The sequence below is a fragment of the Streptomyces sp. NPDC028289 genome (assembly GCF_055565975.1).
On the sequence record NZ_JBVHTI010000002.1, the window covers coordinates 1,261,333 to 1,283,856 of the forward strand.

General features: G+C 71.2%; 21 protein-coding genes. 10 read left to right on the top strand and 11 right to left on the bottom strand.

Translation table 11 applies throughout. From position 1 onward, the window contains the following. Window positions 1–51: 51 nt before the first annotated feature. Window positions 52–1,038 (top strand): aldo/keto reductase, encoded by a 987-nt coding sequence (locus tag ACZ4UV_RS13615; RefSeq protein WP_390036830.1) that lies wholly within the window; start codon window positions 52–54, stop codon window positions 1,036–1,038. Here ACZ4UV_RS13615 and ACZ4UV_RS13620 read toward each other — a convergent pair. The 7 genes from ACZ4UV_RS13620 to iolD all read right to left on the bottom strand — a co-directional run bounded on the left by ACZ4UV_RS13620 (window position 1,032) and on the right by iolD (window position 10,580). Next, the gene (locus tag ACZ4UV_RS13620; protein WP_467837849.1) at window positions 1,032–3,041 is read right to left on the bottom strand and encodes a beta-galactosidase; all 2,010 of its coding nucleotides are present in this window, start codon (window positions 3,039–3,041) and stop codon (window positions 1,032–1,034) included. The genes ACZ4UV_RS13615 and ACZ4UV_RS13620 overlap by 7 nt on opposite strands. Beyond that, window positions 3,038–4,360, bottom strand: coding sequence for a glycoside hydrolase family 36 protein (locus ACZ4UV_RS13625; protein ID WP_451020789.1), 1,323 nt, complete (start codon window positions 4,358–4,360; stop codon window positions 3,038–3,040). The genes ACZ4UV_RS13620 and ACZ4UV_RS13625 overlap by 4 nt, the downstream gene beginning before the upstream one ends. Before the next feature lie 26 nt (window positions 4,361–4,386). After that, the gene (locus ACZ4UV_RS13630; RefSeq protein WP_451020788.1) at window positions 4,387–5,274 is read right to left on the bottom strand and encodes a carbohydrate ABC transporter permease; all 888 of its coding nucleotides are present in this window, start codon (window positions 5,272–5,274) and stop codon (window positions 4,387–4,389) included. Then, window positions 5,271–6,251 carry a carbohydrate ABC transporter permease gene (locus tag ACZ4UV_RS13635; protein ID WP_351489155.1) on the bottom strand — a complete coding sequence of 327 codons (981 nt, stop codon included), beginning with the start codon at window positions 6,249–6,251 and terminating at the stop codon, window positions 5,271–5,273. Before ACZ4UV_RS13635 ends, ACZ4UV_RS13630 begins: the two co-directional genes overlap by 4 nt. 8 nt (window positions 6,252–6,259) lie before the next feature. Next, window positions 6,260–7,573, bottom strand: a complete 1,314-nt coding sequence (locus tag ACZ4UV_RS13640) for an ABC transporter substrate-binding protein (RefSeq protein WP_451020787.1) — start codon at window positions 7,571–7,573, stop codon at window positions 6,260–6,262. Window positions 7,574–7,893: 320 nt separating this feature from the next. Then, the gene (locus ACZ4UV_RS13645) at window positions 7,894–8,679 is read right to left on the bottom strand and encodes a GntR family transcriptional regulator (protein WP_351489159.1); all 786 of its coding nucleotides are present in this window, start codon (window positions 8,677–8,679) and stop codon (window positions 7,894–7,896) included. 29 nt (window positions 8,680–8,708) lie between these two features. Then, the gene (iolD, locus tag ACZ4UV_RS13650; protein ID WP_467837853.1) at window positions 8,709–10,580 is read right to left on the bottom strand and encodes a 3D-(3,5/4)-trihydroxycyclohexane-1,2-dione acylhydrolase (decyclizing); all 1,872 of its coding nucleotides are present in this window, start codon (window positions 10,578–10,580) and stop codon (window positions 8,709–8,711) included. Window positions 10,581–10,917: 337 nt separating this feature from the next. Between iolD and ACZ4UV_RS13655 the strand changes: the two genes are divergently transcribed. The 5 genes from ACZ4UV_RS13655 to ACZ4UV_RS13675 all read left to right on the top strand — a co-directional run bounded on the left by ACZ4UV_RS13655 (window position 10,918) and on the right by ACZ4UV_RS13675 (window position 15,135). Continuing rightward, window positions 10,918–11,937: a sugar ABC transporter substrate-binding protein gene (locus tag ACZ4UV_RS13655; RefSeq protein WP_390036818.1), complete on the top strand. Its 1,020-nt coding sequence runs from the start codon at window positions 10,918–10,920 to the stop codon at window positions 11,935–11,937. Between the two features lie 5 nt (window positions 11,938–11,942). Then, window positions 11,943–13,013 (top strand): ABC transporter permease, encoded by a 1,071-nt coding sequence (locus ACZ4UV_RS13660; RefSeq protein ID WP_390036816.1) that lies wholly within the window; start codon window positions 11,943–11,945, stop codon window positions 13,011–13,013. Between the two features lie 4 nt (window positions 13,014–13,017). Then, window positions 13,018–13,929: an ATP-binding cassette domain-containing protein gene (locus ACZ4UV_RS13665; protein WP_467837856.1), complete on the top strand. Its 912-nt coding sequence runs from the start codon at window positions 13,018–13,020 to the stop codon at window positions 13,927–13,929. A 4-nt stretch (window positions 13,930–13,933) separates the two neighbouring features. Next, complete coding sequence (locus ACZ4UV_RS13670) at window positions 13,934–14,836, top strand: sugar phosphate isomerase/epimerase family protein (RefSeq protein WP_451020784.1); 903 nt, start codon at window positions 13,934–13,936, stop codon at window positions 14,834–14,836. A gap of 128 nt (window positions 14,837–14,964) precedes the next feature. Next, complete coding sequence (locus ACZ4UV_RS13675) at window positions 14,965–15,135, top strand: hypothetical protein (RefSeq protein ID WP_177232845.1); 171 nt, start codon at window positions 14,965–14,967, stop codon at window positions 15,133–15,135. A gap of 195 nt (window positions 15,136–15,330) precedes the next feature. Here the strand turns inward: ACZ4UV_RS13675 and ACZ4UV_RS13680 are convergent, their stop codons facing one another. Together ACZ4UV_RS13680 and ACZ4UV_RS13685 are read right to left on the bottom strand one after the other, a co-directional pair. After that, a complete protein-coding gene (locus ACZ4UV_RS13680) occupies window positions 15,331–16,335 on the bottom strand; it encodes a Gfo/Idh/MocA family protein (RefSeq protein ID WP_451015732.1) in 1,005 nt (334 codons plus the stop codon). 127 nt (window positions 16,336–16,462) lie between these two features. Continuing rightward, window positions 16,463–17,629, bottom strand: a complete 1,167-nt coding sequence (locus ACZ4UV_RS13685) for a phytanoyl-CoA dioxygenase family protein (RefSeq protein ID WP_451015740.1) — start codon at window positions 17,627–17,629, stop codon at window positions 16,463–16,465. A gap of 122 nt (window positions 17,630–17,751) precedes the next feature. On the opposite strand from ACZ4UV_RS13685, the gene ACZ4UV_RS13690 reads away from it, so the two are divergent. Beyond that, window positions 17,752–18,783 (top strand): LacI family DNA-binding transcriptional regulator, encoded by a 1,032-nt coding sequence (locus tag ACZ4UV_RS13690; RefSeq protein ID WP_451015731.1) that lies wholly within the window; start codon window positions 17,752–17,754, stop codon window positions 18,781–18,783. An 18-nt stretch (window positions 18,784–18,801) separates the two neighbouring features. On the opposite strand, the gene ACZ4UV_RS13695 is transcribed toward ACZ4UV_RS13690, so the two are convergent. Continuing rightward, entirely contained in the window at window positions 18,802–19,149 is a 348-nt protein-coding gene (locus tag ACZ4UV_RS13695; protein WP_390036808.1) for a cupin domain-containing protein, read from the bottom strand. 130 nt (window positions 19,150–19,279) lie between these two features. Here ACZ4UV_RS13695 and ACZ4UV_RS13700 point away from each other — a divergent pair, with 130 nt between their 5' ends. The 3 genes from ACZ4UV_RS13700 to ACZ4UV_RS13710 all read left to right on the top strand — a co-directional run bounded on the left by ACZ4UV_RS13700 (window position 19,280) and on the right by ACZ4UV_RS13710 (window position 21,815). Continuing rightward, window positions 19,280–19,792, top strand: a complete 513-nt coding sequence (locus ACZ4UV_RS13700; RefSeq protein ID WP_390036806.1) for a hypothetical protein — start codon at window positions 19,280–19,282, stop codon at window positions 19,790–19,792. Window positions 19,793–19,890: 98 nt separating this feature from the next. Further along, on the top strand, window positions 19,891–20,748 hold the full coding sequence (locus ACZ4UV_RS13705) for an intradiol ring-cleavage dioxygenase (protein ID WP_451015730.1): 858 nt from the start codon (window positions 19,891–19,893) through the stop codon (window positions 20,746–20,748). 5 nt (window positions 20,749–20,753) lie between these two features. Further along, complete coding sequence (locus ACZ4UV_RS13710) at window positions 20,754–21,815, top strand: maleylacetate reductase (RefSeq protein WP_467837950.1); 1,062 nt, start codon at window positions 20,754–20,756, stop codon at window positions 21,813–21,815. Window positions 21,816–22,070: 255 nt separating this feature from the next. Here ACZ4UV_RS13710 and ACZ4UV_RS13715 read toward each other — a convergent pair whose 3' ends face one another. Next, complete coding sequence (locus ACZ4UV_RS13715) at window positions 22,071–22,436, bottom strand: ArsR/SmtB family transcription factor (RefSeq protein ID WP_451015729.1); 366 nt, start codon at window positions 22,434–22,436, stop codon at window positions 22,071–22,073. Window positions 22,437–22,524: the final 88 nt, after the last annotated feature.

The following is a 22,524-nucleotide window of genomic DNA, read 5'->3' on the forward strand; positions in this document are numbered from 1 at the left end:
GACTCGCCTCCGTGCACCCGAACCCCCGGGTGCGCGGACGGAGGAGACGGCATGAAGTACCGCACCATCGGCACCGACCCGGGCACCCGCCGTGAGGTGAGCGTCCTCGCGCTCGGCGCCATGCTGTTCGGGTCCCGGACCGACGAGCAGACCTCCTTCGCCGTCCTCGACCGCTATGTCGAGGCCGGCGGCAACTTCATCGACACGTCCGACAACTACGCCTTCTGGGAGGACGGGAGCCAGGGCGGCCAGAGCGAGGAACTGCTCGGCCGCTGGCGGCGCAGCCGCGGGATCGGCGACGAGGTCGTCATCGCCACCAAGCTCGGCGCCCGCCCCCTCGCCCCCGGCACCGGCTACACCGACCATCCGGAGGGCCTGTCCGCGAAGGTGATCCGGGAGTCGGCCGAACGCAGCCGCGAACGCCTCGGCGTCGAGAGGCTCGACCTGCTGTACGCCCACATAGAGGACCCGGCCGTCCCGCTCCGCGAGACCGTCGAGGGGTTCGCCGCGCTCGTCGCGGAGGGCACCGTCGGCCTGCTCGGCGCCAGCAACCACGCCGTCTGGCGGCTGGAACGCGCCCGCGCCCTCGCCGCCGCGGAGGGCCTGCCCGGCTACGAGGTGCTCCAGTACCAGCACAGCTACCTGCGCCCGCGCACCGACGTCCCGGACGACCTGTTCCCGGACGGCAGCCTCGGCGGCACGGACGCCCAGCTCCGCAGCTATCTGCGCGCGGAGCCGGACCTCACCCTGGTCGCCTACTCACCGCTCCTCAAGGGCGCCTACACCCAGCGGGGCAGGACACTCCCCGCCGACCACGACCACCCCGGCACCCCGGCCCGCCTCGCCGCACTGGACGAGGTGGCCCGGGAGACCGGGGCGACCCGCAACCAGGTGGTGCTGGCCTGGCTGCTGGGCGGGTCGCTGCCGGTGGTCCCGCTGGCCGGGGTGTCGTCCGTGGCCCAGCTGGAGGAGAACCTCGCCGCCGTGGACCTGGAGCTGACGCCCGGCCAGCGCGCCCGCCTGGACGCGGCTCACTGACCGCGCGGCTCCCGTACGACGGCGACCTCGCCCGGCGCCACGGCGACCGTGCCGTCGGCGGGCTTGCCGGACAGCAGCTCCACCGACCCGGCCGCGACCGGGACCTCGGCGCCCTCGCCGGTGTGGTCGATCACGAAGACGTAGTCCGCGTCCGCACCGCGCCGCACGGTGACCTCCACACCGGCCGGGACGGTGCGGCCCGCGGGCACGCCCGCCTCGGCGCGGATCCGGCCGAGCAGCCCCGCCAGGGTGTCCGCGTCCGGCAGCGTCGCGACGTACCACGCGGTGCCCGCGCCGTAGCCGTGCCGGGTCACCGCCGGCACCCCGGCCAGCGGTCCGTCGGCGTACGAGGTCACCGCCGCCGCGCCCGCGAGCCGCACCCGCTCGGACCAGAGCGAGCCCGTGCCGCCGTCGCCGAGCGTCACCCGCTCCTCGGGCAGCAGCGGGAACAGTTCGTCCGTGTACACGCCGAGCAGCTCCCGGAAGGCGCCCGGGTAACCACCCAGCCGGACATGGCAGTTCTCGTCCACCGCACCGCTGTGGAAGCCGACGGCCAGGGTGCCGCCGCCCTCCGCGAAGGCGGTCAGGTTCGCCGCGCCCGCGTCGTCCACCAGGTACAGGCTCGGGGCCAGCACCACCTTGTACGCCGACAGGTCCGCGTCCGGCCGGACGAAGTCCACCGCCACGCCGGCCCGCCACAGCGGCTCGTACCAGGCGCGGACGACGTCCAGGTAGCGCAGCTTCTCGCTCGGCTGCGAGGGCAGCTCCACGGCCCACCGGGCGTCCCAGTCCCAGACGACGGCCAGCTCGGCCGTGCCGGTGCTGCCGCGGACCTCGGAGATTGCCCGGAGGTCGGCGCCGAGCCGGACGACGTCCCGCCAGATCTGGCTGTCGGTCCCGGCGTGCGGCAGCATCGCCGAGTGCCACTGCTCGGCACCCGCCTTCGCCGCCCGCCACTGGAAGTAGCAGACGCCGTCCGCGCCGTGCGCCACGTGCGCGAGCGCGTTGCGCCGCAACTCACCCGCGGTCTTGGCCCGGTTGACGGGCTGCCAGTTGACCGCGCCCGTCGAGTGCTCCATCAGCAGCCACGGCCCGCCCGCCAGCGAGCGCATCAGGTCGCCGCTCAGCGCGACGTCGATCTGCGACTCCGGGTCGGCCGACATCAGGTAGTGGTCGTTGGCCACCACGTCCAGCTCCGGGGCCCAGCGCCAGTAGTCGAGGGCGTCGAAGTTGTACATCACCATGAAGTTGGTGGTGGCGGGGATCGTTGGGGCCGCCTCCCGCAGGACGTCCCGCTCCGCCTTGTACAGCGACAGCAGTTCGTCCGAGCAGAACCGCCGCCAGTCCAGCTGGTGCGTCGGGTTGGGGACGGCGCCGGTCGCGCGGGGCGGCAGGATCTCGTCCCAGTCGTAGTACCACTGGCTCCAGAAGGTGGTGCCCCAGGCGTCGTTGAGGGCGGCCAGGTCGTCGGCGTACTTCGCCCGCAGCCAGCGGCGGAAGGACTCCGCGCTGGTGTCGCAGTAGCAGGCCGCGTTGTGGCAGCCGTACTCGTTGTGGACGTGCCACATCCGGACGGCCGGGTGGCTCGCGTACCGGTCGGCGAGCGCGCCCGCGATCCTGAGCGCGGCCTCGCGGTAGGCGGGGCTGCTCGGGCAGAAGGTCTGGCGGCTGCCGTACGACAGGGTGCGGCCGTCGTGGTCCACCGGGAGCGCCTCGGGGTGGGCGCGGAAGAACCAGGCCGGCGGGGCGGCCGTCGGGGTGGCGAGGTCGGCGGCGATGCCGTTCTCGTGCAGCAGGTCGAGGATCCGGTCCATGCGCGAGAAGTCGTAGACGCCCTCGGACGGCTCCATGAGCGCCCACGAGAAGATGCCGACGCTGACCATGTTCACGCCCGCCTCCCGCATCAGGCGGACGTCCTCGTCCCACACCTCCTCGGGCCACTGCTCGGGGTTGTAGTCGCCGCCGTAGGCGATGCCCGGGACGGAGAGGGTGCGGTCGTTCATCGGGTGACTCCGGTGGCTCCGGTGAGAAGGCGGCGGGTGGTCTCCACGCCCCACTGGTCGAGGGAGAGCAGCCGGTCGCTGGAGGCGACCAGGCCGCCGACGGCCTCCACGTGCGCCGCCCAGCGCGCACGGGTCTCCACGGCGGGGCGGGCCATCAGGCAGTCGGGGTCGTTGACCCAGAGGCGGCCGTGCTGCCACTGGCGGCCGACGCCGGTGAACTCGGCCGGATCCTGGCCCGGCTGGCTGAAGTCGTCGGCTTCGGGCCGCCGGTGCGGAGCCGTGTCCGGGCTTACCCGCATCGCGTCGAACAGGCCGATCGAGGGCAGCATCGGCGCGCCGCAGCCGAGCAGGTAGGCGTCCGCGCCGATCGCCTCCCGGATCAGGCCGATGCCCAGCCGGTACGCCGTGAGCGCGTCCGCGCCCGAGTGCCGTACGCCGTCCATCGCGCCCGCGTAGAGGAAGTCGACCTTGAAGTAGTCGTAGCCCTCCGCGCGCAGCGTCGCGAAGACGTCGGTCAGGTAGGCCGCGGCGGCCGGGTGGGTGGTGTCCAGGACGTACAGGTCGTGGCCCCAGTTGCGGCCCGCGTGCAGCGGGTTGCCGTCGGGGTCGCGGACCAGCCAGTCCGGGTACGTCTCGGCGAGCGCGCTCGCCGGGTCGACCAGGAAGGGCGCCGTCCAGATGCCCGCCCGGCGGCCGCGGGCGCGGATGGCGTCCGCGATGCCCCGCCGTGAGCGGAAGCGGCCGGAGAGGGTCAGCCAGTCGCCCAGGGCGCTCTGGTAGCCGTCGTCGATCTGTACCACGTCGATCGGCAGGTCGAGGGTGTCCATCGCCCGCAGGTTCTCGTGGATGTCGTCCTCGGTGACGGCCGTGAAGTACTCGTACCAGGAGCACCAGACGGTGGGCGCCGGGCGGGGGGCGGGCACGGCCAGGGCGCCGGCCCAGTCGGCCAGCACGGACTGGATGTCCGGGCCGGTCCACTCCTTGACCGGGCCGTCGGCCTCGACCTCCGCGACCCCGGCCGCGACGGTCAGCCGGACCGACGGAACCTCGTGCAGCGGGTCGGCCGCCGCCCAGAGCCGGACCGGGGAGCCGTCGCCCGGGTCGACCGCCAGCAGGCCCTCGCCCTGGAACGCCCCGGCGGGCACCCTGCGGCCGGGCCGGTAACACACGGTCGCCCAGTTGGCGTTCGTCGGGCGGTACGGGGCCGTGCCGAGGGCGTAGGAGCCACTGGGCGACCAGGACTGCCAGCCCTCCTCGTGGACACGGGCGGTGCGCGTGTCCACGGGCACGGAGGCGACCGGGGTGAACGGGTTGTGCACGAGGTTCTCTTTCGGACGGGGCCGGATCAGCCCTTGGCGGAGCCCAGGGTCAGACCGCTGACGAACTGCTTCTGCAGCGCGAAGTACACGACCAGCGTCGGGATCGCGGTGAGCAGGGACCCGGCGGCGACCAGGTTCGGGTCGGTGAAGTACTGGCCGGAGAGGTTGTTCAGCGCCGAGGTGATCGGCATGTTCTCACCGGTCGAGATCAGCACCAGCGCCCAGAAGAAGTCGTTGTAGATCCAGATCGACAGCAGGGTCGCCAGGGCCGCCATCGCGGGCCGGCACAGCGGCAGGGTGATCTGCCAGTACAGCCGCCACACCGACGCGCCGTCCACCAGCGCCGCCTCGGTCAGCTCGTGCGGCAGCGAGCGCATGTAGTTCGACAGCACGAACGCGCAGAACCCGGACTGGAACGCCACGTGGATCAGGACCAGGCCGAGCGCCGAGTCGTACAGCTTGCCGCTCGCGGTGATGCCCGGCAGGTTCGTCAGAAGGTACATCCGGTACAGCGGGGTGATGATGACCTGCTGCGGCAGCAGGTTGCCGGCCGTGAAGACCAGCAGCAGGAACAGGTTGACCCGGAAGTCGAAGCGGGCGACGTAGAACGCGACCATCGACGACAGGAACAGCGTGAGCAGCACGGCCGGGACCGCGATGATCAACGTGTTCGTGAAGTAGTGGGTCATGTCCGACTGCGTGAACGCGTTCTTGAAGTTGTCGAAGTTCAGCGTGTGCGGCCAGGACACGTAGCCGCGGTCGCTGGTCTCGCTGTACGGGCGCATGGCGGAGAAGATCGCCCACAGCAGCGGGGCGAGCCACGCCAGGGCCGTCAGGGCCAGGAACGTGTGCAGCAGGACGCGGGCCGGACGGATCGGGGTGCGCTGCTTGGCCAGCGCGCTCACGGTGCTCATGCGCGCCGCTCCTTCCGGAAGGTCGCGATCAGGTAGGGAATGATCACGATCAGGGAGATGAACAGCAGCACCACCGCGATCGCCGAGCCGTAACCGATGCGGCTGGACTCGCCGATGATGTTGTTGGTCACCAGGATGGAGAGCAACTCGGTGCCCTGGGCGCCCTTGTTGAAGACGAAGACCAGGTCGAAGGCGCGCAGCGCCTCGATGATGGTCACGACCAGGACGATGGTGTTGGTCGGCCGCAGCGTCGGGAAGATGACGCTCTTGAACGTCTGCCACTCGTTCGCGCCGTCGAGGGCCGAGGCCTCCCGCAGCGACGGGTCGACACTCTTGAGGCCGGCCAGGTAAAGGATCATCATGTAGCCGGTGTGCCGCCAGGACGCGGCGACCAGGACCGCCCACAGGTTGAGGTTCGGGTCACCGATCCAGTCGATGTAGTGGCCCGGCTTGTTGGCGCCGATGATGCTGTTGATCAGGCCCGTGTCCGGGTTGTAGATCAGCTGCCAGACGAACCCGATGCAGGCCAGGGAGATGACGACCGGGAGGAAGAACGCCGTCTGGTAGACCCGGCTGAACCTGATCTTCTTGTCCAGCTGCACGGCCAGGAACAGGCCGAACGGCGTCGGGATCAGGATGAGGACGACGAACCAGATGACGTTGTGCTGGACGGCCGGCCAGAACTGCGGGTTGTCGGTGAAGAGCTGATGGAAGTTGTCGAACCCGACCCACTTGATGGAGTCGAAGCCGATGCCGTCCCAGGAGGTGAAGGCCAGGAGGATCGAGGCCAGGGCGGTCACCCAGACCAGGAGTACGTGGAGGATCGTCGGCACGCCCGCCATGAAGGCGAGGGTGATCCGGTCACGGCGGGTCAGCAGGCGCTTGTGGCCCTGCTGAACCCGCTTCTTCTCGGACGCGCGCCCAGGAGGCGGCACGGCGGCCGCCTCCTGGGACTTCGTGGGGGTGTCAGTCGACATTCGGGAGCTCACTGGGACGCGAAGATCGTCTTCTTCTGGCGCTCGATGGACGAGAGCAGGTTGTCGATCCCCTTCGGGTTCTGCAGGAACTTCTGCAGACCGGGCTGCATCACCGTGGAGGTGAAGTCCGGGCGGGAGTCGCGGTCCATGAACTGGGTGAGGTTCTTGGCGCCGCTGATCATCGTGTACGCCTTCTTCTGCAGCGCGGTGTACGACGAGGTGTCGGCCTTGCTGGAGGCGGCCACCACGCTGGAGTCGGCCTTGAGGTAGATCTGCTCGGCCTCGGGGGTGCCCAGGTACTCCATGAGCTTGACGACGCCGTCGTGGTTCTTGGGGGACTTGCTGACCATGAAGCCGTCGGTGGGCGCTTCGACGGTGTCCTGGCCGTACGCGGAGTTGATCTCCGGGAAGGCGAAGAAGTCGAGGTCGTCCAGGTCCGACTTGTTGGTGAACTGCTGGGCCACGAAGGAGCCGAGGACGTACATGCCGGCCTTCTTGGACACCAGGGTCTGTGCGGCGTCCTGCCAGGTGCGGCCCATGAAGCCGTCCTGGTGGTAGGGGAGGATCTCGGCCCAGTGGTCGAAGACGGCCTTGACCTTGGGGTCGGTCCACGCCTCCTTGCCCGCCATCAGGGACTTGTGGAAGTCGTAGCCGTTGAGGCGGAAGTTGATCTGGTCGAAGGTGCCCATCGCCGGCCAGGCGTCCTTGTCGCCGAACGCGATCGGGACCAGGCCGTCGTTCTTCATCTTCTTGCACAGGGCGACGAACGCGTCCCAGGTGGTGGGGACCTCGTAGCCCTTGGCCTGGAAGACGCTCTTGCGGTAGAAGATCGCCCACGGGTACGTGTACAGCGGGACGAAGTAGTACTTGCCGTCCTCGCCCTTGCTGAGCTGCTTCATCGCGTCGGGGAAGTTGTCCCCGATCTTCGCCCACACGTCGTCGATCGGCGAGGCCAGGTTCTTGGCCGCGAAGAACTGCATGCGGTAGCCGGCGAACCAGGTGAACACGTCGTCCGGCGTGCCCTGCAGGTAGGAGTTGATCTGCTCCTGGAAGGTGTTGTGGTCCTTCGTGTTGACGTCGACCTTGATGCCGGACTGCTTGGTGAAGGCGGCGTAGATCTCCGCGAAGGCCTTCTTCGGCACGGCGTCGGACGAGTTGGAGCCGAGGCTGACGGTCTTCGGGTCGGAGGAGGACCCGCTGCCGCCGCAGGCGGACAGCAGGGGTATGCCGGCGCCCGCGAGGAGGGCGGCCGAACCGGCACCGCGCAGGACGTTACGGCGGCTCGGACCCGGCACGTGAAGACCGGACGGGGAGATGCGCATGGCGGCTCCTGAGTAACAGGGTTCGGCAAGGGGAAGAGTTGATCTTCGAAAGGTCCCGAAACCGATCAGAAACCAACTCGGCCGAACATCGTGGGCGCAATAACAGCCGGTTGTCCGCTCATGCGTCAATAGCCTGCGTCTCTCTCGCCCGTCTCTTGCCCGAAACGTAATCGACATGGTCGCCTGCCGGTTTGTTGAACAAAGCGGTACGACGGAGCCCCCACGGGACAAACTCCGTGGGGGCTCGTGTGCGGGCGTGTTGGTTTCGGGTGGCGGGACCAGCGGTTAAACCCGCAGCAACCGGCCCGGCACGGCACGTTCTACGGCCGTACCAGCAGCTGGAAGTCGAAGGCGTACCGGGACGCCCGGTAGACGTGGCTGCCGTACTCCACCGGCCGCCCGGTGTCGTCGTACGCGGTGCGCTGCATGGTGAGCAGGGCGGCGCCCTCCTTCTCGTCGAGCCGGACGGCCTCCTCGGCGGTGGCGCTGCGGGCGCCCACCGTCTGCCGGGCGCTGTGCAGGGTGATGCCGGCCGTGCGCATCATCCGGTACAGGCCGGTCGACTCCAGCCGTTCCGTGTCGAGTTCGAGCAGGGCGGCGGGCAGGTAGTTGCACAGGAACGCCACCGGCTGGCCGTGCGTGCAGCGCAGCCGCTCCAGGACGACCACCTCCGCGCCCTCCGCGATCCCGAGCGCGGCGGCCACCTCGGCGGTCGCCGGGATCCGCTCGTTGCGCAGCACCCGGGTGGTCGGGCCCTGCCCGGCCGACTCCAGGTCGTCGTAGAGGCTACTCAGCTCCAGCGGCCGCTTGACCTGGCTGTGCACCACCTGGGTGCCCACGCCCCGGCGGCGCACCAACAGCCCCTTGTCGACCAGGGACTGGATGGCCTGGCGGACCGTGGGACGGGACAGGCCGAGCCGCACCGACAGGTCGATCTCGTTGCCCAGGAGGTTGCCCGGGGCGAGCACCCCGTGCTCTATGGCCTCCTCCAGCTGCTGGGCGAGCTGGTAGTAGAGCGGGACCGGACTGCCGCGGTCCAGGGCGAAGTCCAGGGTGTCGAGCGCCGAGGCGGTCGCGCTGCGGGCGGAATCACCGGTACGGGCCATCGGAACACCTCCTTCCGGGGTTCGGGGGATCACAGGTGCCGGCGGCGGTCGGCGACCTGCCGGTCGTACTCCTCGCGGGCGCGTACGGCGGACTCGCGGGAGGCGGTCTCGGCCACCGGCACGTCCCACCAGGCCTCCGCCCCGGGAGCGGTCGGCGCCGGGTCCGTCTCCACGTACACACAGGTCGGCCGGTCGCTCGCGCGGGCCGCGGCGAGCGCCTCGCGCAGCTCCCGCACGGTCTTGGCGCGCAGCACCTCCATGCCGAGGCTGGCCGCGTTGGCGGCGAGGTCAACCGGCAGCGGCGCCCCGCCGAAGGTCCCGTCGGCGGAGCGGAAGCGGTAGGCGGTGCCGAACCGCTCGCCGCCGACCGTCTCGGAGAGGCCGCCGATGGAGGCGTACCCGTGGTTCTGGATGAGGACCAGGTTGACGGGCAGCCCTTCCTGGACCGCGGTGACGATCTCGGTCGGCATCATCAGATAGGTGCCGTCGCCCACCAGCGACCACACCACCGTGTCCGGGGCCGCCTGCTGGACGCCGATGCCGGCCGGGATCTCGTAGCCCATGCAGGAGTAGCCGTACTCCAGGTGGTACTGGCGCGGCGAGCGGGCCCGCCACAGCTTGTGGAGGTCGCCGGGGAGCGAGCCGGCCGCGTTGATGACAACGTCGTCATCGCCCACGACGGCGTCAAGGGCCCCGAGTACTTGAGTCTGTGTGGGCACGGCGTCCTCGTCGTCCGCACGGTAGGCGGCCTCGACGACCGCGTCCCAGCGCTCCTTGCCGGCCCGGTACTCGTCCTCGTAGGCGCCGTCCACGCGGTACCCGGACAGCGCCGCCGCCAGCGCCTCCAGGGCCGCCCGCGCGTCCGCCACGACCGTGCGCGCGGCCAGCTTGTGGGCGTCGAAGCCGGTGATGTTCAGGTTCAGGAAGCGGACGTCCGGGTTCCGGAAGAGGGTGCCGGAGGCCGTGGTGAAGTCCGTGTACCGGGTGCCGACGCCGATGACCAGGTCCGCGGTGCGGGCCAGGTCGTCGGCGACGGCGGTCCCGGTGTGCCCGATCCCGCCCAGGTCGGCCGGATGGTCGTGGCGCAGCGAGCCCTTGCCCGCCTGGGTCGAGGCGACGGGGATGCCCGTGGCCTCCACAAGGGCCCTCAGAGCGCCTTCGGCGCGGCTGTGGTGGACTCCGCCGCCCGCCACGATCAACGGCCGCCGAGCGGCCCGCACGGCGCTCACGGCGTCCGCCAGCTCCAGGGGGTCGGGGGCGGGCCGCCGGACCCGCCACACGCGCTCCGCGAAGAACTCCTCCGGCCAGTCGTACGCCTCCGCCTGGACGTCCTGGGGGAGGGCCAGGGTGACCGCGCCGGTCTCGGCCGGGTCGGCGAGGACCCGCATGGCGTTCAGCGCGGAGGGGATCAGCGCCTCGGGGCGGGTGACCCGGTCGAAGTAGCGGGAGACCGGGCGCAGGGTGTCGTTCACCGACACGTCGAACTCGGTCGGGTGCTCCAGCTGCTGCAGCAGCGGGTCGGGCGCGTGGCTGGCGAAGTAGTCGCCGGGGAGCAGCAGGACCGGCAGCCGGTTGATGGTGGCGAGGGCGGCGCCGGTCACCAGGTTGGTGGCGCCCGGCCCGATGGACGTGGTGACCGCCTGCGCGGAGAGCCGGTCCAGCTGGCGGGCGTGCCCGACCGCGGCGTGCACCATCGCCTGCTCGTTGCGGCCCTGGTGGTACGGCATGACGTCGCTGTACTCGAGGAGTGCCTGGCCGATCCCCGCCACGTTGCCGTGGCCGAAGATGCCCCAGGTGCCGGCGATCAGCCGGTGCCGGACGCCGTCGCGCTCGGTGTACTGGGCGGACAGGAACCGCACCAGCGCCTGGGCGACGGTCAGGCGGGTGGTCGGCTGGCTCATGGGGACCTCATTCGGACGGGGTGGTGGAGAGGGTCGGGCCGGCGGCCCGCTCCGCCCGGGTGAGGGGTACGCCCGACGGGAGCGGGTAGAGATCGCCTTCGGAGCGGGTTGGGCAGTGCCCCTCAGGTGTAGATCGGGGAAGGTCGCGCTGTCAATGGTTTGTACTTACATTCGGACCTGAATGTGAAATGATGTCTTAACAAAGTATTGACAGCGGGCCTCACAGGGACTTGTATCCCGTCCCAACGCACAGCAGTGACCCGGGCCACTTCCGACGGCCCGGGCACGGGGATCCGCCGGATCCCTTCCTTTCCCCGGTCGCACAGTGAGGTGCAGGATGGACCGCTCTTCCCACTCCCGTTCGCGCAGGCTGGTCCCCGTGGTGGCCGTCGCCGCGGCGGCAGCCCTGACCCTCGCAGGCTGCTCCAGCAGCTCCGGAGGAAAGAAGTCCGAAGAGGGAGGAGCGGCGGCCTCCGCGGGCAAGGCGTCCACCCCCCGCATGACGGTCGCGCTGGTCACCCACCAGTCGCCGGGCGACACCTTCTGGGACATCGTCCGCAAGGGCGCCCAGGCCGCCGCCGACAAGGACAACGTCAAGCTCGTCTACTCCGCCGACCCGAACGCGGGCAACCAGGCCAACCTGGTGCAGAACGCCATCGACCAGAAGGTCGACGGGATAGCCGTCACCCTCGCCAAGCCGGACGCCATGAAGGACGTCATCTCCAAGGCGACCGCGGCGAACATCCCGGTCGTCGGGCTCAACTCCGGTGTCAGCGACTGGAAGAAGCTCGGCCTGATGGAGTTCTTCGGCCAGGACGAGACGGTCGCCGGCGAGGCGCTCGGCAACCGGCTGAACACGGAGGGCGCGAAGAAGGTCGTCTGTGTCATCCAGGAGCAGGGCAACGTCGGCCTCACCCAGCGCTGTGACGGCGTGAAGAAGACGTTCTCGGGCACGACGGAGACCCTGTACGTCGACGGCACGTCCCCGACCTCGGTCAAGTCGACGATCACCGCGAAGCTCAAGCAGGACAGCGCGATCGACCACGTGGTCACGCTCGGCGCCCCCATCGCGCTGATCGCCGTGCAGTCGGTGTCCGACGCGGGCAGCAAGGCGAAGATCGCCACCTTCGACCTCAACAAGGACCTGACCGGCGCCATCAGCAAGGGGACCATCGAGTTCGCGGTGGACCAGCAGCCCTACCTCCAGGGCTACCTGGCCGTCGACTCGCTGTGGCTCTACAAGAACAACGGCAACTACATGGGCGGCGGCGAGCAGCCGGTGCTGACCGGCCCGGCCTTCGTCGACAAGTCCAACGTCGACAAGGTCGCCGCGTTCGCCGCGAAGGGCACCCGGTGATCGGTATGAGTCAGCAGGCACAGCCGGCGGTGGCGACACCGCCGGCTCCCGGCCCCAAGGAGAAGGACGGGCGGACCGCACAGCGCCCCCTGGCGCTGCGGATCCTGGCCCGGCCGGACGTCGGCGTCTTCCTCGGCGCGGTCGCGGTCTACGTCTTCTTCCTGATCGCGGCACCGCCGGTGCGCGAGGCCAGTTCGATGGCGAACATCCTCTACCAGTCGTCGACCATCGGCATCATGGCGCTGCCGGTGGCCCTCCTGATGATCGGCGGCGAGTTCGACCTCTCCGCCGGCGTCGCGGTGGTCAGCTCGGCGCTCACCGCCGCCATGCTCAGCTACCAGCTGACCCTCAACGTGTGGGCGGGTGTCATCGTCGCGCTCCTCGTGTCGCTGGGCATCGGCTTCCTGAACGGCTGGCTGGTGGTCAAGACCGGCCTGCCGAGCTTCCTCATCACCCTGGGCAGCTTCCTGATCCTCCAGGGCGTGAACCTCGCGGTGACCAAGCTGGTCACCGGCAACGTCGCCACCGACGACATCAGCAACATGGACGGCTTCAACCAGGTCAAGGCGGTCTTCGCGTCGTCCTTCGACATCGGCGGCGTCCAGGTGAAGATCACCATCTTCTGGTGGCTGTTCTTCGCGGCCATCGCCACCTGGGTGCTGCTGCGCACCAAGTACGGCAACTGGATCTTCGCGGTCGGCGGCAACAAGGAGAGCGCCCGCGCGGTCGGCGTCCCGGTGAACTTCACCAAGATCTCGCTGTTCATGCTGGTCGGCTTCGGCGCCTGGTTCGTCGGCATGCACCAGCTCTTCTCCTTCAACACCGTGCAGTCCGGCGAGGGCGTGGGCCAGGAGCTGATCTACATCTCCGCCGCGGTCATCGGCGGCTGCCTCCTCACCGGCGGCGCCGGTTCGGCGATCGGCCCGGTCTTCGGCGCCTTCATGTTCGGCATGGTCCAGCAGGGCATCGTCTACGCGGGCTGGAACCCCGACTGGTTCAAGGCCTTCCTCGGCGTGATGCTGCTCGGCGCCGTGATGATCAACCTGTGGGTCCAGCGGACCGCGACCAGGAGGTGACCCGATGACAGACAACACCACCGGAACCCACGGGGCCGTCCTCCAGGACGAGGCGCCCACCGACGGCGGCCCGATCGTCGAACTGCGCGGCGCGGGCAAGTCCTACGGCAACATCCGCGCCCTGCACGGCGTCGACCTCAAGGTCTTCCCGAACCAGGTGACCTGCGTCCTCGGCGACAACGGCGCCGGCAAGTCCACCCTCATCAAGATCATCTCGGGGCTGCACCAGCACACCGAGGGCGACTTCCTCGTCGACGGCACCCCGGTCCGCTTCTCCACCCCGCGCGAGGCCCTCGACAAGGGCATCGCCACCGTCTACCAGGACCTCGCCACCGTCCCCCTGATGCCGGTGTGGCGGAACTTCTTCCTCGGCTCCGAGATGACCAAGGGCCCCTGGCCCGTGCGCCGGCTCGACATCGCGCGGATGAAGGAGACCGCCGACCGCGAACTGCGCAACATGGGCATCATCCTGGACGACCTCGACCAGCCCATCGGCACCCTCTCCGGCGGCCAGCGGCAGTGCGTGGCCATCGCCCGCGCCGTCTACTTCGGCGCCCGCGTCCTCATCCTGGACGAGCCGACCGCCGCCCTCGGCGTCAAGCAGTCCGGCGTGGTCCTGAAGTACATCGCCGCCGCCCGCGAACGCGGCCTCGGCGTCATCTTCATCACCCACAACCCGCACCACGCCTACATGGTCGGCGACCACTTCAGCGTCCTGCGCCTCGGCACCCTCGAACTCTCCGCCGAACGCAGCGCCATCACCCTGGAGGAACTCACCAACCACATGGCCGGCGGCGCCGAGCTCGCGGCTCTCAAGCACGAGCTGTCCCAGGTGCGCGGGGTCGACACCGAGGAGCTCCCCGAAGAGGAAGACCTCGCCGCACCCGCCGCGACCGGTCCGGAAGGGAAGCCGTGACCCCATGACCGACCCTCTCGACCGCATCCGGGTCGGCTCGGCCCCGGACTCCTGGGGCGTCTGGTTCCCGGACGACCCCCGGCAGGTTCCCTGGGAACGCTTCCTCGACGAGGTCGCCGAGGCCGGCTACTCCTGGATCGAACTCGGCCCGTACGGCTACCTCCCGACCGACCCGGCCCGCCTCGCCGACGAGATCGGGAAGCGGGACCTGAAGGTCTCGGCGGGCACGGTCTTCACCGGCATGCACCGCGGCCCCGCCGTCTGGGAGTCGACCTGGGAGCACGTCAGCCAGGTCGCCGCGCTCACCCAGGCCATGGGCGCGAACCACCTGGTGGTCATCCCGTCCTTCTGGCGGGACGACAAGACCGCCGAGATCCTGGAGCCGCCGGAGCTGACCGGCGAGCAGTGGGCCCACCTCACCAAGGGCATGGAGCGGCTCGGCCACGAGGTGAAGGAGACGTACGGCCTGGACATCGTCGTCCACCCGCACGCCGACACCCACATCGACACCGAGGCACACGTCGAGCGCTTCCTCGACTCGACCGACGCCGAGCTGGTCAACCTCTGCCTGGACACCGGTCACTACGCCTACTGCGGCGGCGACAGCGTCAAGCTGATCGAGACCTACGGCGAGCGGATCGGCTACCTCCACCTCAAGCAGGTGGACCCGGCGATCCTCGCCGACGTCCAGGCCCGGGGCACCCCGTTCGGGCCCGCCGTGGCCCAGGGCGTGATGTGCGAACCACCCGCCGGCGTGCCGGAGCTGGGTCCGGTGCTGGCGGCGGCGCAGCGGCTGGGTGTCGACCTGTTCGCGATCGTCGAGCAGGACATGTACCCCTGCGAGCCGGACAAGCCGCTGCCCATCGCGGTGCGCACCCGGACGTTCCTGCGGTCCTGCGGCGCCTGACAGCCGCTTCCCGGGGCCCGTGGATCTCTCCGCGGGCTCCGCGCGCCCCGGCGGGTTCGGGAACACCCGCCGGGGCGCGCGCGTTCGCATGGTGACGGGTGACGCCCGCCACGACGGGGAGGACGAGCATGAGCCACGAGGAGACCGCGGCCGAGGCCGTGACACGCAAGGAGCGGTTCGGCGCACTGCCCGAGCGGATCCGCCCGGAGGACATGGTGGAGACCAGGCCGGCTGTTCAGCACGACCCGGACCGGGACGCCTACGACCCGGACGAGTTCGCGGTGCGCTACGGCCTCTGAGCCGCCGACGGGAGCCGGACCGTGCCGGCCCCGCCCTCGGAGATCGTCCGCAGGGCCGGCGTCGGCACGCTCTACCGGCACTTCCCGACGAGGGAGGCGCTGATCGTGGAGGGGCTGCGGGCCTGGCACGACGAACGGCGGGGCGGGGACCGTGGTCCGGTCCCCGCCCCGCCGTCGTGCGAGAGTCCGCGGGTGTCAGGCCCCGCGGACCTCCGCGATCGTCACCGGCCGGTGCTCGTGCAGGGACAGCGTGCAGGCGTCGGCGATCCAGCCGGCCTCCAGGGCGTCCTCGACCGTGCACGGGGAGGGCCGGGTGCCGGCCACGACCTCGGTGAACGCCGTGAGCTCGGCGCGGTAGGCCGCCGTGAACCGGTCCATGAAGAAGTCGTGCGGGGTGCCCGCCGGGAACGTCACACCGGGCTCCACCGAGCGCAGCGGGAGCTTGTCCTCCAGGCCGACGGCGATGGAGTCGGCGAAGCCGTGCAGCTCCATGCGGACGTCGTAACCCCGTGCGTTGTGCCGGGAGTTGGAGACCACCGCGATGGTGCCGTCGTCGAGGGTGAGGATCGCGCCGGTGGTGTCGGCGTCGCCCGCCTCCCGGATGTAGTCGGCGCCCCGGTTGCCGCCGACCGCGTACACCTCGGTGACCTCACGGCCGGTCACCCAGCGGATGATGTCGAAGTCGTGCACGGAACAGTCCCGGAAGATCCCGCCGGACGCGGCGATGTACGCGGCCGGCGGCGGGGCCGGGTCCAGGGTGGTGGAGCGCACGGTGTGCAGCTTGCCCAGCTCGCCCGCCTGGACGGCGGCCCGTGCGGCGACGAAGCCCGCGTCGAAGCGGCGGTTGTAGCCGATCTGGATCGGCACGCCCCTGCCCTGGACCGCCTTGAGGACCTCGACGCCCTCGGCCATGGTCTTGGCGACCGGCTTCTCGCAGAAGACCGGCACACCGGCCTCGACACCGGCCAGGATCAGGGCCGGGTGGGCGTCGGTGGCGGCGGCCACCACGATGCCGTCCACGCCGGCGGCCAGCAGCGCCTCGGGCGAGTCCACGACCTCGGCACCGAACTTCTCCGCGGCGGCCTTGGCCGCGTCCGCGAACGGGTCGGTGAAGACGAGCGACTCGACGACGTCGAGCCCGGAGAGAGTCTCGGCATGAAAAGCACCGATACGGCCGAGACCGAGGATTCCGATACGCATGTGCTTGTAACTCCTTGATGTATGACGCGCCCCAAGGGGCGCTGGGGGCACCCCCGGCCGAAGGCTGGGGGAGGAACCGCGCGACCAGCTACAACGAACCCGCAGACGACCTCCGGCCTGTCGACCCCTAGCTCTCCCGCCGCACCGCAGCCGCGCGCAACCCGTCCCGCAGCACCCTCGGCACCCACCCCTCCCGCAGCGCCCGCCGCACGAGGTCCGCCTGCGAGGGCGGGGCCATGCCGTCGACCGGCGGATCGCTGTCGAGGTTGGTCGGGAACGGGTAGCCCTCGGCGCTCGCGGCGATGACGTGCTCCAGCCACGCCTCGCCCGCCCCCTCCGACCGGCGCCGGCGCAGCACCGGGTAGACCGCGTTGGCCACCGCCTCCCGGTCCACGGTCTCCATGGCCCGCCCGAACGCGGAGGACACCTGGAGCAGGTTGGCCATCCGGCGCACGTCGAGGGTCCGGTTGGTGCCGGCCGCGTGGAACACGGCCGGGTTGAAGAACACGGCGTCGCCCTTCGCGAGCGGCAGCTGCACGTGGCGGGCCTTGAAGTACTCCTGGAACTCCGGCCGCCGCCAGGCCAGGTAGCCGGGCTCGTAGGTGTGCGAGTACGGCAGGTACATCGTCGGCCCCGACTCCACCGGCATGTCGCAGTGCGCGACGGCGCCCTGGAGGGTGAGCACGGGGGAGAGGCGGTGAACATGGGCCGGGTACGCCTCGGCCTGCTCGTCGGAGAGGAAACCGAGGTGGTAGTCGCGGTGCGCGGTCTGCGCCGCGCCGCCCGGCTCGACCACGTTGATCTGCGAGGTGATCTGGTAGCCGGGGCCCAGCCAGGCCCGGGAGACCAGGGCCACGACGTCGTTGGCGTAGTAGTCGGCGAACACGTCCGGGTCGTACAGCGCCGCCTTCTCCAGGGCGTTCCACACCCGCTCGTTGGCCCCGGGCGTCGCGAAGTGGTCGCCGGCCCCCGCGCCGGACTCGCGCTGCTCCGAGATGAGCGCCTCGAAGACCGCGGTGGCCCGGTCGACCACGTTCGGATCGGGGAACGCGCCCCTGAAGACCGCGACGCCGGGACCGTCGGTCAGGGCGCGGACGAGTTCGGTCCGCACCTCGTGGGCCGCGTCGGCGGCGCGCAGCCGCTCGCTGTCGTAGACCAGGACGTTGTCCTCGACGGCCGAGGCGTACGGGTAGCCGGCCGGGTCCGTGGTCCGCTCGACCAGGGCACGGAATTCGTCGAGGTCGCAGTCCTGCTGCGAGAGCCAGGCACGGCCCTGTTCGGCGGCGAGGGACATCGATGTCCTGCTTTCGGTCACGGCCATGGTCTCGGCCACGGCGGGGCTCTGCCATTCTTGTCAGCACAAACCCCTCGAACAACCAGCAGCGACCCGTCAAAAACCCCTCAAGGAGGCAGCCCGTGGGCCACCCCTTCCCCATCCGTGAGATCGCCCGGCAGGCCGGGCTCAGCGAGGCCACCGTGGACCGGGTGCTGAACGGCAGGGGCGGCGTCCGGGAGAGCACCGCCCGCGAGGTGGAGCGGGCCATCGCCGACCTGGACCGGCAGCGCACCCAGGTCCGGCTGGTGGGCCGTACCTTCATGGTCGACATCGTGATGCAGGCGCCCGAACGGTTCACCACGGCCGTGCGGGGCGCGCTGGAGGCCGAGCTGCCGGCCCTGCACCCGGCGGTGGTGCGCTCCCGGTTCCACTTCCGGGAGACCGGGCCGGTGGAGGAGCTGGTGCGGACCCTGGACCGGATAGGCCGCCGCGGCTCGCAGGGCGTGATCCTCAAGGCGCCGGACGTCCCCGAGATCACCGCCGCCGTCGGGCGCCTCAGGTCGGCGGAGATCCCGGTCGTCACGCTCGTCACCGACCTGCCCGCCAGCGGCCGGCTGGCCTATGTCGGCAGCGACAACCGGGCCGCCGGCGCCACCGCCGCGTACCTGATGGGCCAGTGGCTCGGCGACCGGCCCGGCAACGTTCTCACGAGCCTCAGCAGCGGCTTCTTCCGCAACGAGGAGGAGCGCGAGATGGGCTTCCGCAGCGCCATGCGAGCCCGGCACCCCGAGCGCACCCTGGTGGAGATCGCCGAGGGACAGGGGCTGGACGCCACCCAGTACGACCTGGTCCGCGCCGCCCTGGAGCGCGACCCGGAGATCCGCGCCGTCTACTCGATCGGCGGCGGCAACATCGCGACCCTGCGCGCCTTCGCCGACCTCGGCCGCGCATGCGCCGTGTTCATCGCCCACGACCTCGACCACGACAACACGCGCCTGCTGCGCGAGCACCGGCTGTCCGCCGTCCTCCACCACGACCTGCGCCAGGACATGCGCGAGGCCTGCCACCTGGTGATGCGCGCCCAGGGCGCACTGCCCCCGGCCGGTCCGACCCTGCCGTCGGCGATCCAGGTGGTCACGCCCTACAACATGCCCGCGGCCGCGACCCGCTGAGCGCGTCCGCGGACCGGCTCACAGATTGATCGCGTACGCCTTGCGCAGCGTCTCGTGCACCGTCCAGGTCGTACGGTCGCCCGCGTGCAGTACGGCCATGTCACCCGGGCCCACGGTGAACGTCGCCCCGCCCTCGACCTCGATGGTCGCCGAGCCGCTGACCACCACGAACAGCTCGTCCGCCTCGGTGTCGGTGACCACCCCCGGGGTGATCTGCCAGATCCCGCGGATCTGCCGGCCGTCGGCCGACTCCCAGACCACCTTCCCGGTGACCTCGGGCGCGCCGGAGACGATCTGCGCCGGGTCGAGCGGGTCGGGTTCGAGTGCGGCGTCGGGGATGTGCAGGGCGAAGCTGTGCGTCGTCATACCGCGACCCTAGCGAGCCGACCGGTGTCCCGGCCGTGGACAGGATGTGCGGCATCCGGCCTGGTGGGAGGACACTTCGTCGGGCCACGCCCGGTGGCGGCCGGGTCCGGCCCGGGTGATCGTGGAGGACATGGCTGACTCCACGGCGGCCGTGCCGGAGCCGCGTGCGCACGACACCCGCGAGGCCGTCCTGTTCGGCGGGGTCTACGGCGCCGTGCTGGCCTGCTCGATGGTGGCCGCGCTCAGCCAGTACGGCCACACCTCCGCGGCCGGCCGCCGTTACGACGCCCTCTGGCTCCTGGTCACCGCCTGCGCCTCCGCCCTGGCCCACGGCTACGCTCACTACATCGCCGAGCGGGCCCCGCACCGGCGCTGGGACGTGCTGCACACCCTGGCCGACGAATGGCCGCTGGTCACGGCCGTGCTGCCCACGGTCTTCCTGCTCGCGGGTGCCGGCTGGGGCTGGTGGCCGCCGAAGGGCGTCGAGTACCCGGTGTTCGTCCTGAACATCGTCATCCTGTTCGGCCTCGGCATCGTCACCGCCCGCTGGTCGGCCCGGAGTTGGCCGGCCGCCGTGCTGATCGGCACGGCGGACGCGTTGCTCGGGGTGATCGTGGTGGTGGCCAACGCGCTCATCAAGTAGACGCGGTGGGCGGGCGCGGTGCGTGGCCCGCGGTTCATTGAACAGTGAACGGGTTTACGATCACCCGAGGGCACTGTTCCTCCGTGCAAGGAGCCGGCATGACCACCGAAGACGCAGTCACCGCAGAGGCCGTCGACAGTCTGCGGGGCACCGACGACCCCCGGCTGCGCGAGCTGCTCGCCTCGCTCGTCCGCCATCTGCACGCCTTCACACGCGAGACCCGGCTGACCCGGCGCGAGTGGGAGGCGGCGATCGCGTTCCTCACCGAGACCGGGCAGACCTGCACGGACACCCGCCAGGAGTTCATCCTGCTCTCCGACGTCCTCGGCCTGTCGATGCTGGTCGAGACGGTCAACGGGCACAGCGACCCCGGCAGCACCGAGTCGACCGTCCTCGGCCCCTTCCACATGACCGAGTCCCCGGTCCGGGAACCCGGCGCCGACATCGACCTGGTGGGAGACGGCGAACCCTGCGTGGTCAGCGGTGTCGTCCGCTCCGCCGACGGCACCCCGCTGCCCGGCGCGGTCCTGGACGTGTGGCAGGCCGACCCGAGCGGCTTCTACGACGTGCAGCAGCCCGACGTCCAGCCGCCCGGCAACGGGCGGGGCCTGTTCACCGCTGACGAAGAGGGCCGCTTCCGGTTCCGGACCTGTGTGCCCAGCGCCTACCCGATCCCGACCGACGGCCCGGTGGGCGCCCTCCTCAAGGCCACCGGACGGCACCCCTACCGCCCCGCCCACATCCACTTCATCGTCTCGGCCGCGGGTCACGCGCCGGTCACCACGCACATCTTCGTCGCCGGCGGGGAGTACCTGGACTCCGACGCGGTGTTCGCCGTCAAGGAAAGCCTGGTCAAGGACTTCACCCCGACCGACGACCCCGCCCTGGCCGGGGAGTACGGGGTGTCGAACCCGTTCCGGCACGCCCGCTTCGACCTGGTCCTGGAGCGCTCGTGAACCCCTTGGACTTCGTGTACGAGACCCGTCCCTCCCGAGTGGTCTTCCGCCCCGGCGCCGCGCTCACCGCACCCGCCGAGGAGGCCCGGCACCTCGGTCTGCGGCGGCTCCTCGTGCTCAGCGGCGAGCGGGGCGCGGCGACGGCGCGAGCGGTCGCCGACTCGCTCGGGGACGTCTGCGCGGGCCTGCACACCGGGGCCCGGATGCACGTCCCCGTGGAGGTCGCCGACCGGGGCGTCGAGGCGGCCCGGGCCGCGGGCGCCGACGGCTGCGTGGCCGTCGGCGGCGGCTCGGCCATCGGCCTCGGCAAGGCCATCGCCCTGCGCACCGGGCTCCCGCTGATCGCCGTGCCCTCGACCTACGCCGGCTCCGAGATGACCCCGGTCTGGGGCCTGACCGAGCACGGCGTCAAACGCACCGGCCGCGACCCCGTGGTGCTGCCGCGCAGCGTCGTCTACGACCCCGAACTCACCCTCTCCCTGCCCGTCCCGCTCTCGGTGACCAGCGGGATCAACGCCCTCGCCCACGCCGTCGAGGCGCTGTACGCCCCCGACGGCTCGCCGCTGGTCGCACTGATGGCCGAGGAGGGCGTACGGGCGCTGGCCGCCGCGCTGCCGGAGATCGCCGCGGCCCCGGACGCCGTACCGGCCCGCTCCCGCGCCCTGTACGGCGCCTGGCTGTGCGGGGCCTGCCTCGGCGCCACCACCATGGGCCTGCACCACAAGCTGTGCCATGTCCTCGGCGGCACCTTCGGCCTCCCGCACGCCGAGACCCACACCGTCGTCCTGCCGTACGCCCTCGCCTTCAACGCGCCCGCCGCCCCCGAGGCGGCCGCCGCCATCGCCCGGGCCCTCGGCACGGACGACGCCCCGGCCGCCCTCCAGGACCTGGCCGCCCGCCTCGGCGCCCCCCGCTCCCTCGCCGAACTCGGCCTGCAGGAAGCCGACCTGACGGTCGCCGCCACCCAGGTCGCCGGGCAGCCGTACGCCAACCCCAGACCGGTCACGACCGACGACGCGCTGACCGTGCTGCGCGCGGCGTACGAGGGGGGTCCGGCGCGGTCGTGACGGCGGCGGACTCCGCGGGATGCCTGCCCGGCAACCACGCGCGAGGCGAACTCACAGGCGGCGGCGGTGTCACCGCGTCCCGGCGCCCGGCAACTGGCCCGCTGAATCGACGACTTCACGGGACACGGACCTGAACTGTCCGGACCTGATGGACTGGGGCGTACACGAAGTGGGTCGACCGGGGATCGGGCCGCGCAGCACGTGGCAGCCGACTTCGCCGACGGGCAGGTGTTCGATGCGCTCGCCGACCGTCGGTCAGCCGCGGCCGCTCGTGGACATCGGCGGGGCGGACGCGTCGGCCTGGCGTAGTTCGGCGAGGAGGACGTTCTGCCCGTCGAGGAGCTCGGTGAGGATGCGGCGTGCCGCGCGCAGGAGGTCGGCGACGTCCCCGCCGGCCAGTGCGTAGCGGACGGTGGAGCCCTCCCGGGTGGACACCACGATGCCCGAGCGGCGCAGGACGGCCAGTTGCTGGGAGAGGCTGGACGGCTCGATCTCGATGTCGGCGAGCAGATCCCGCACGGGGACGGGCCCGTGCTGGAGCAGTTCCAGGACCCTGATCCGTACCGGGTGCCCGAGCATGCGGAAGAAGTCCGCCTTGGCCTGGTAGAGGGGGACTTGCATGACCGCTCGCTCTCTGCCGGGTCGGGTGGGGTGGGGCGCCGAGGTGCGGCGGCGCCTCGCGACACCGCCGCACTGGCCCTGTAGGCCG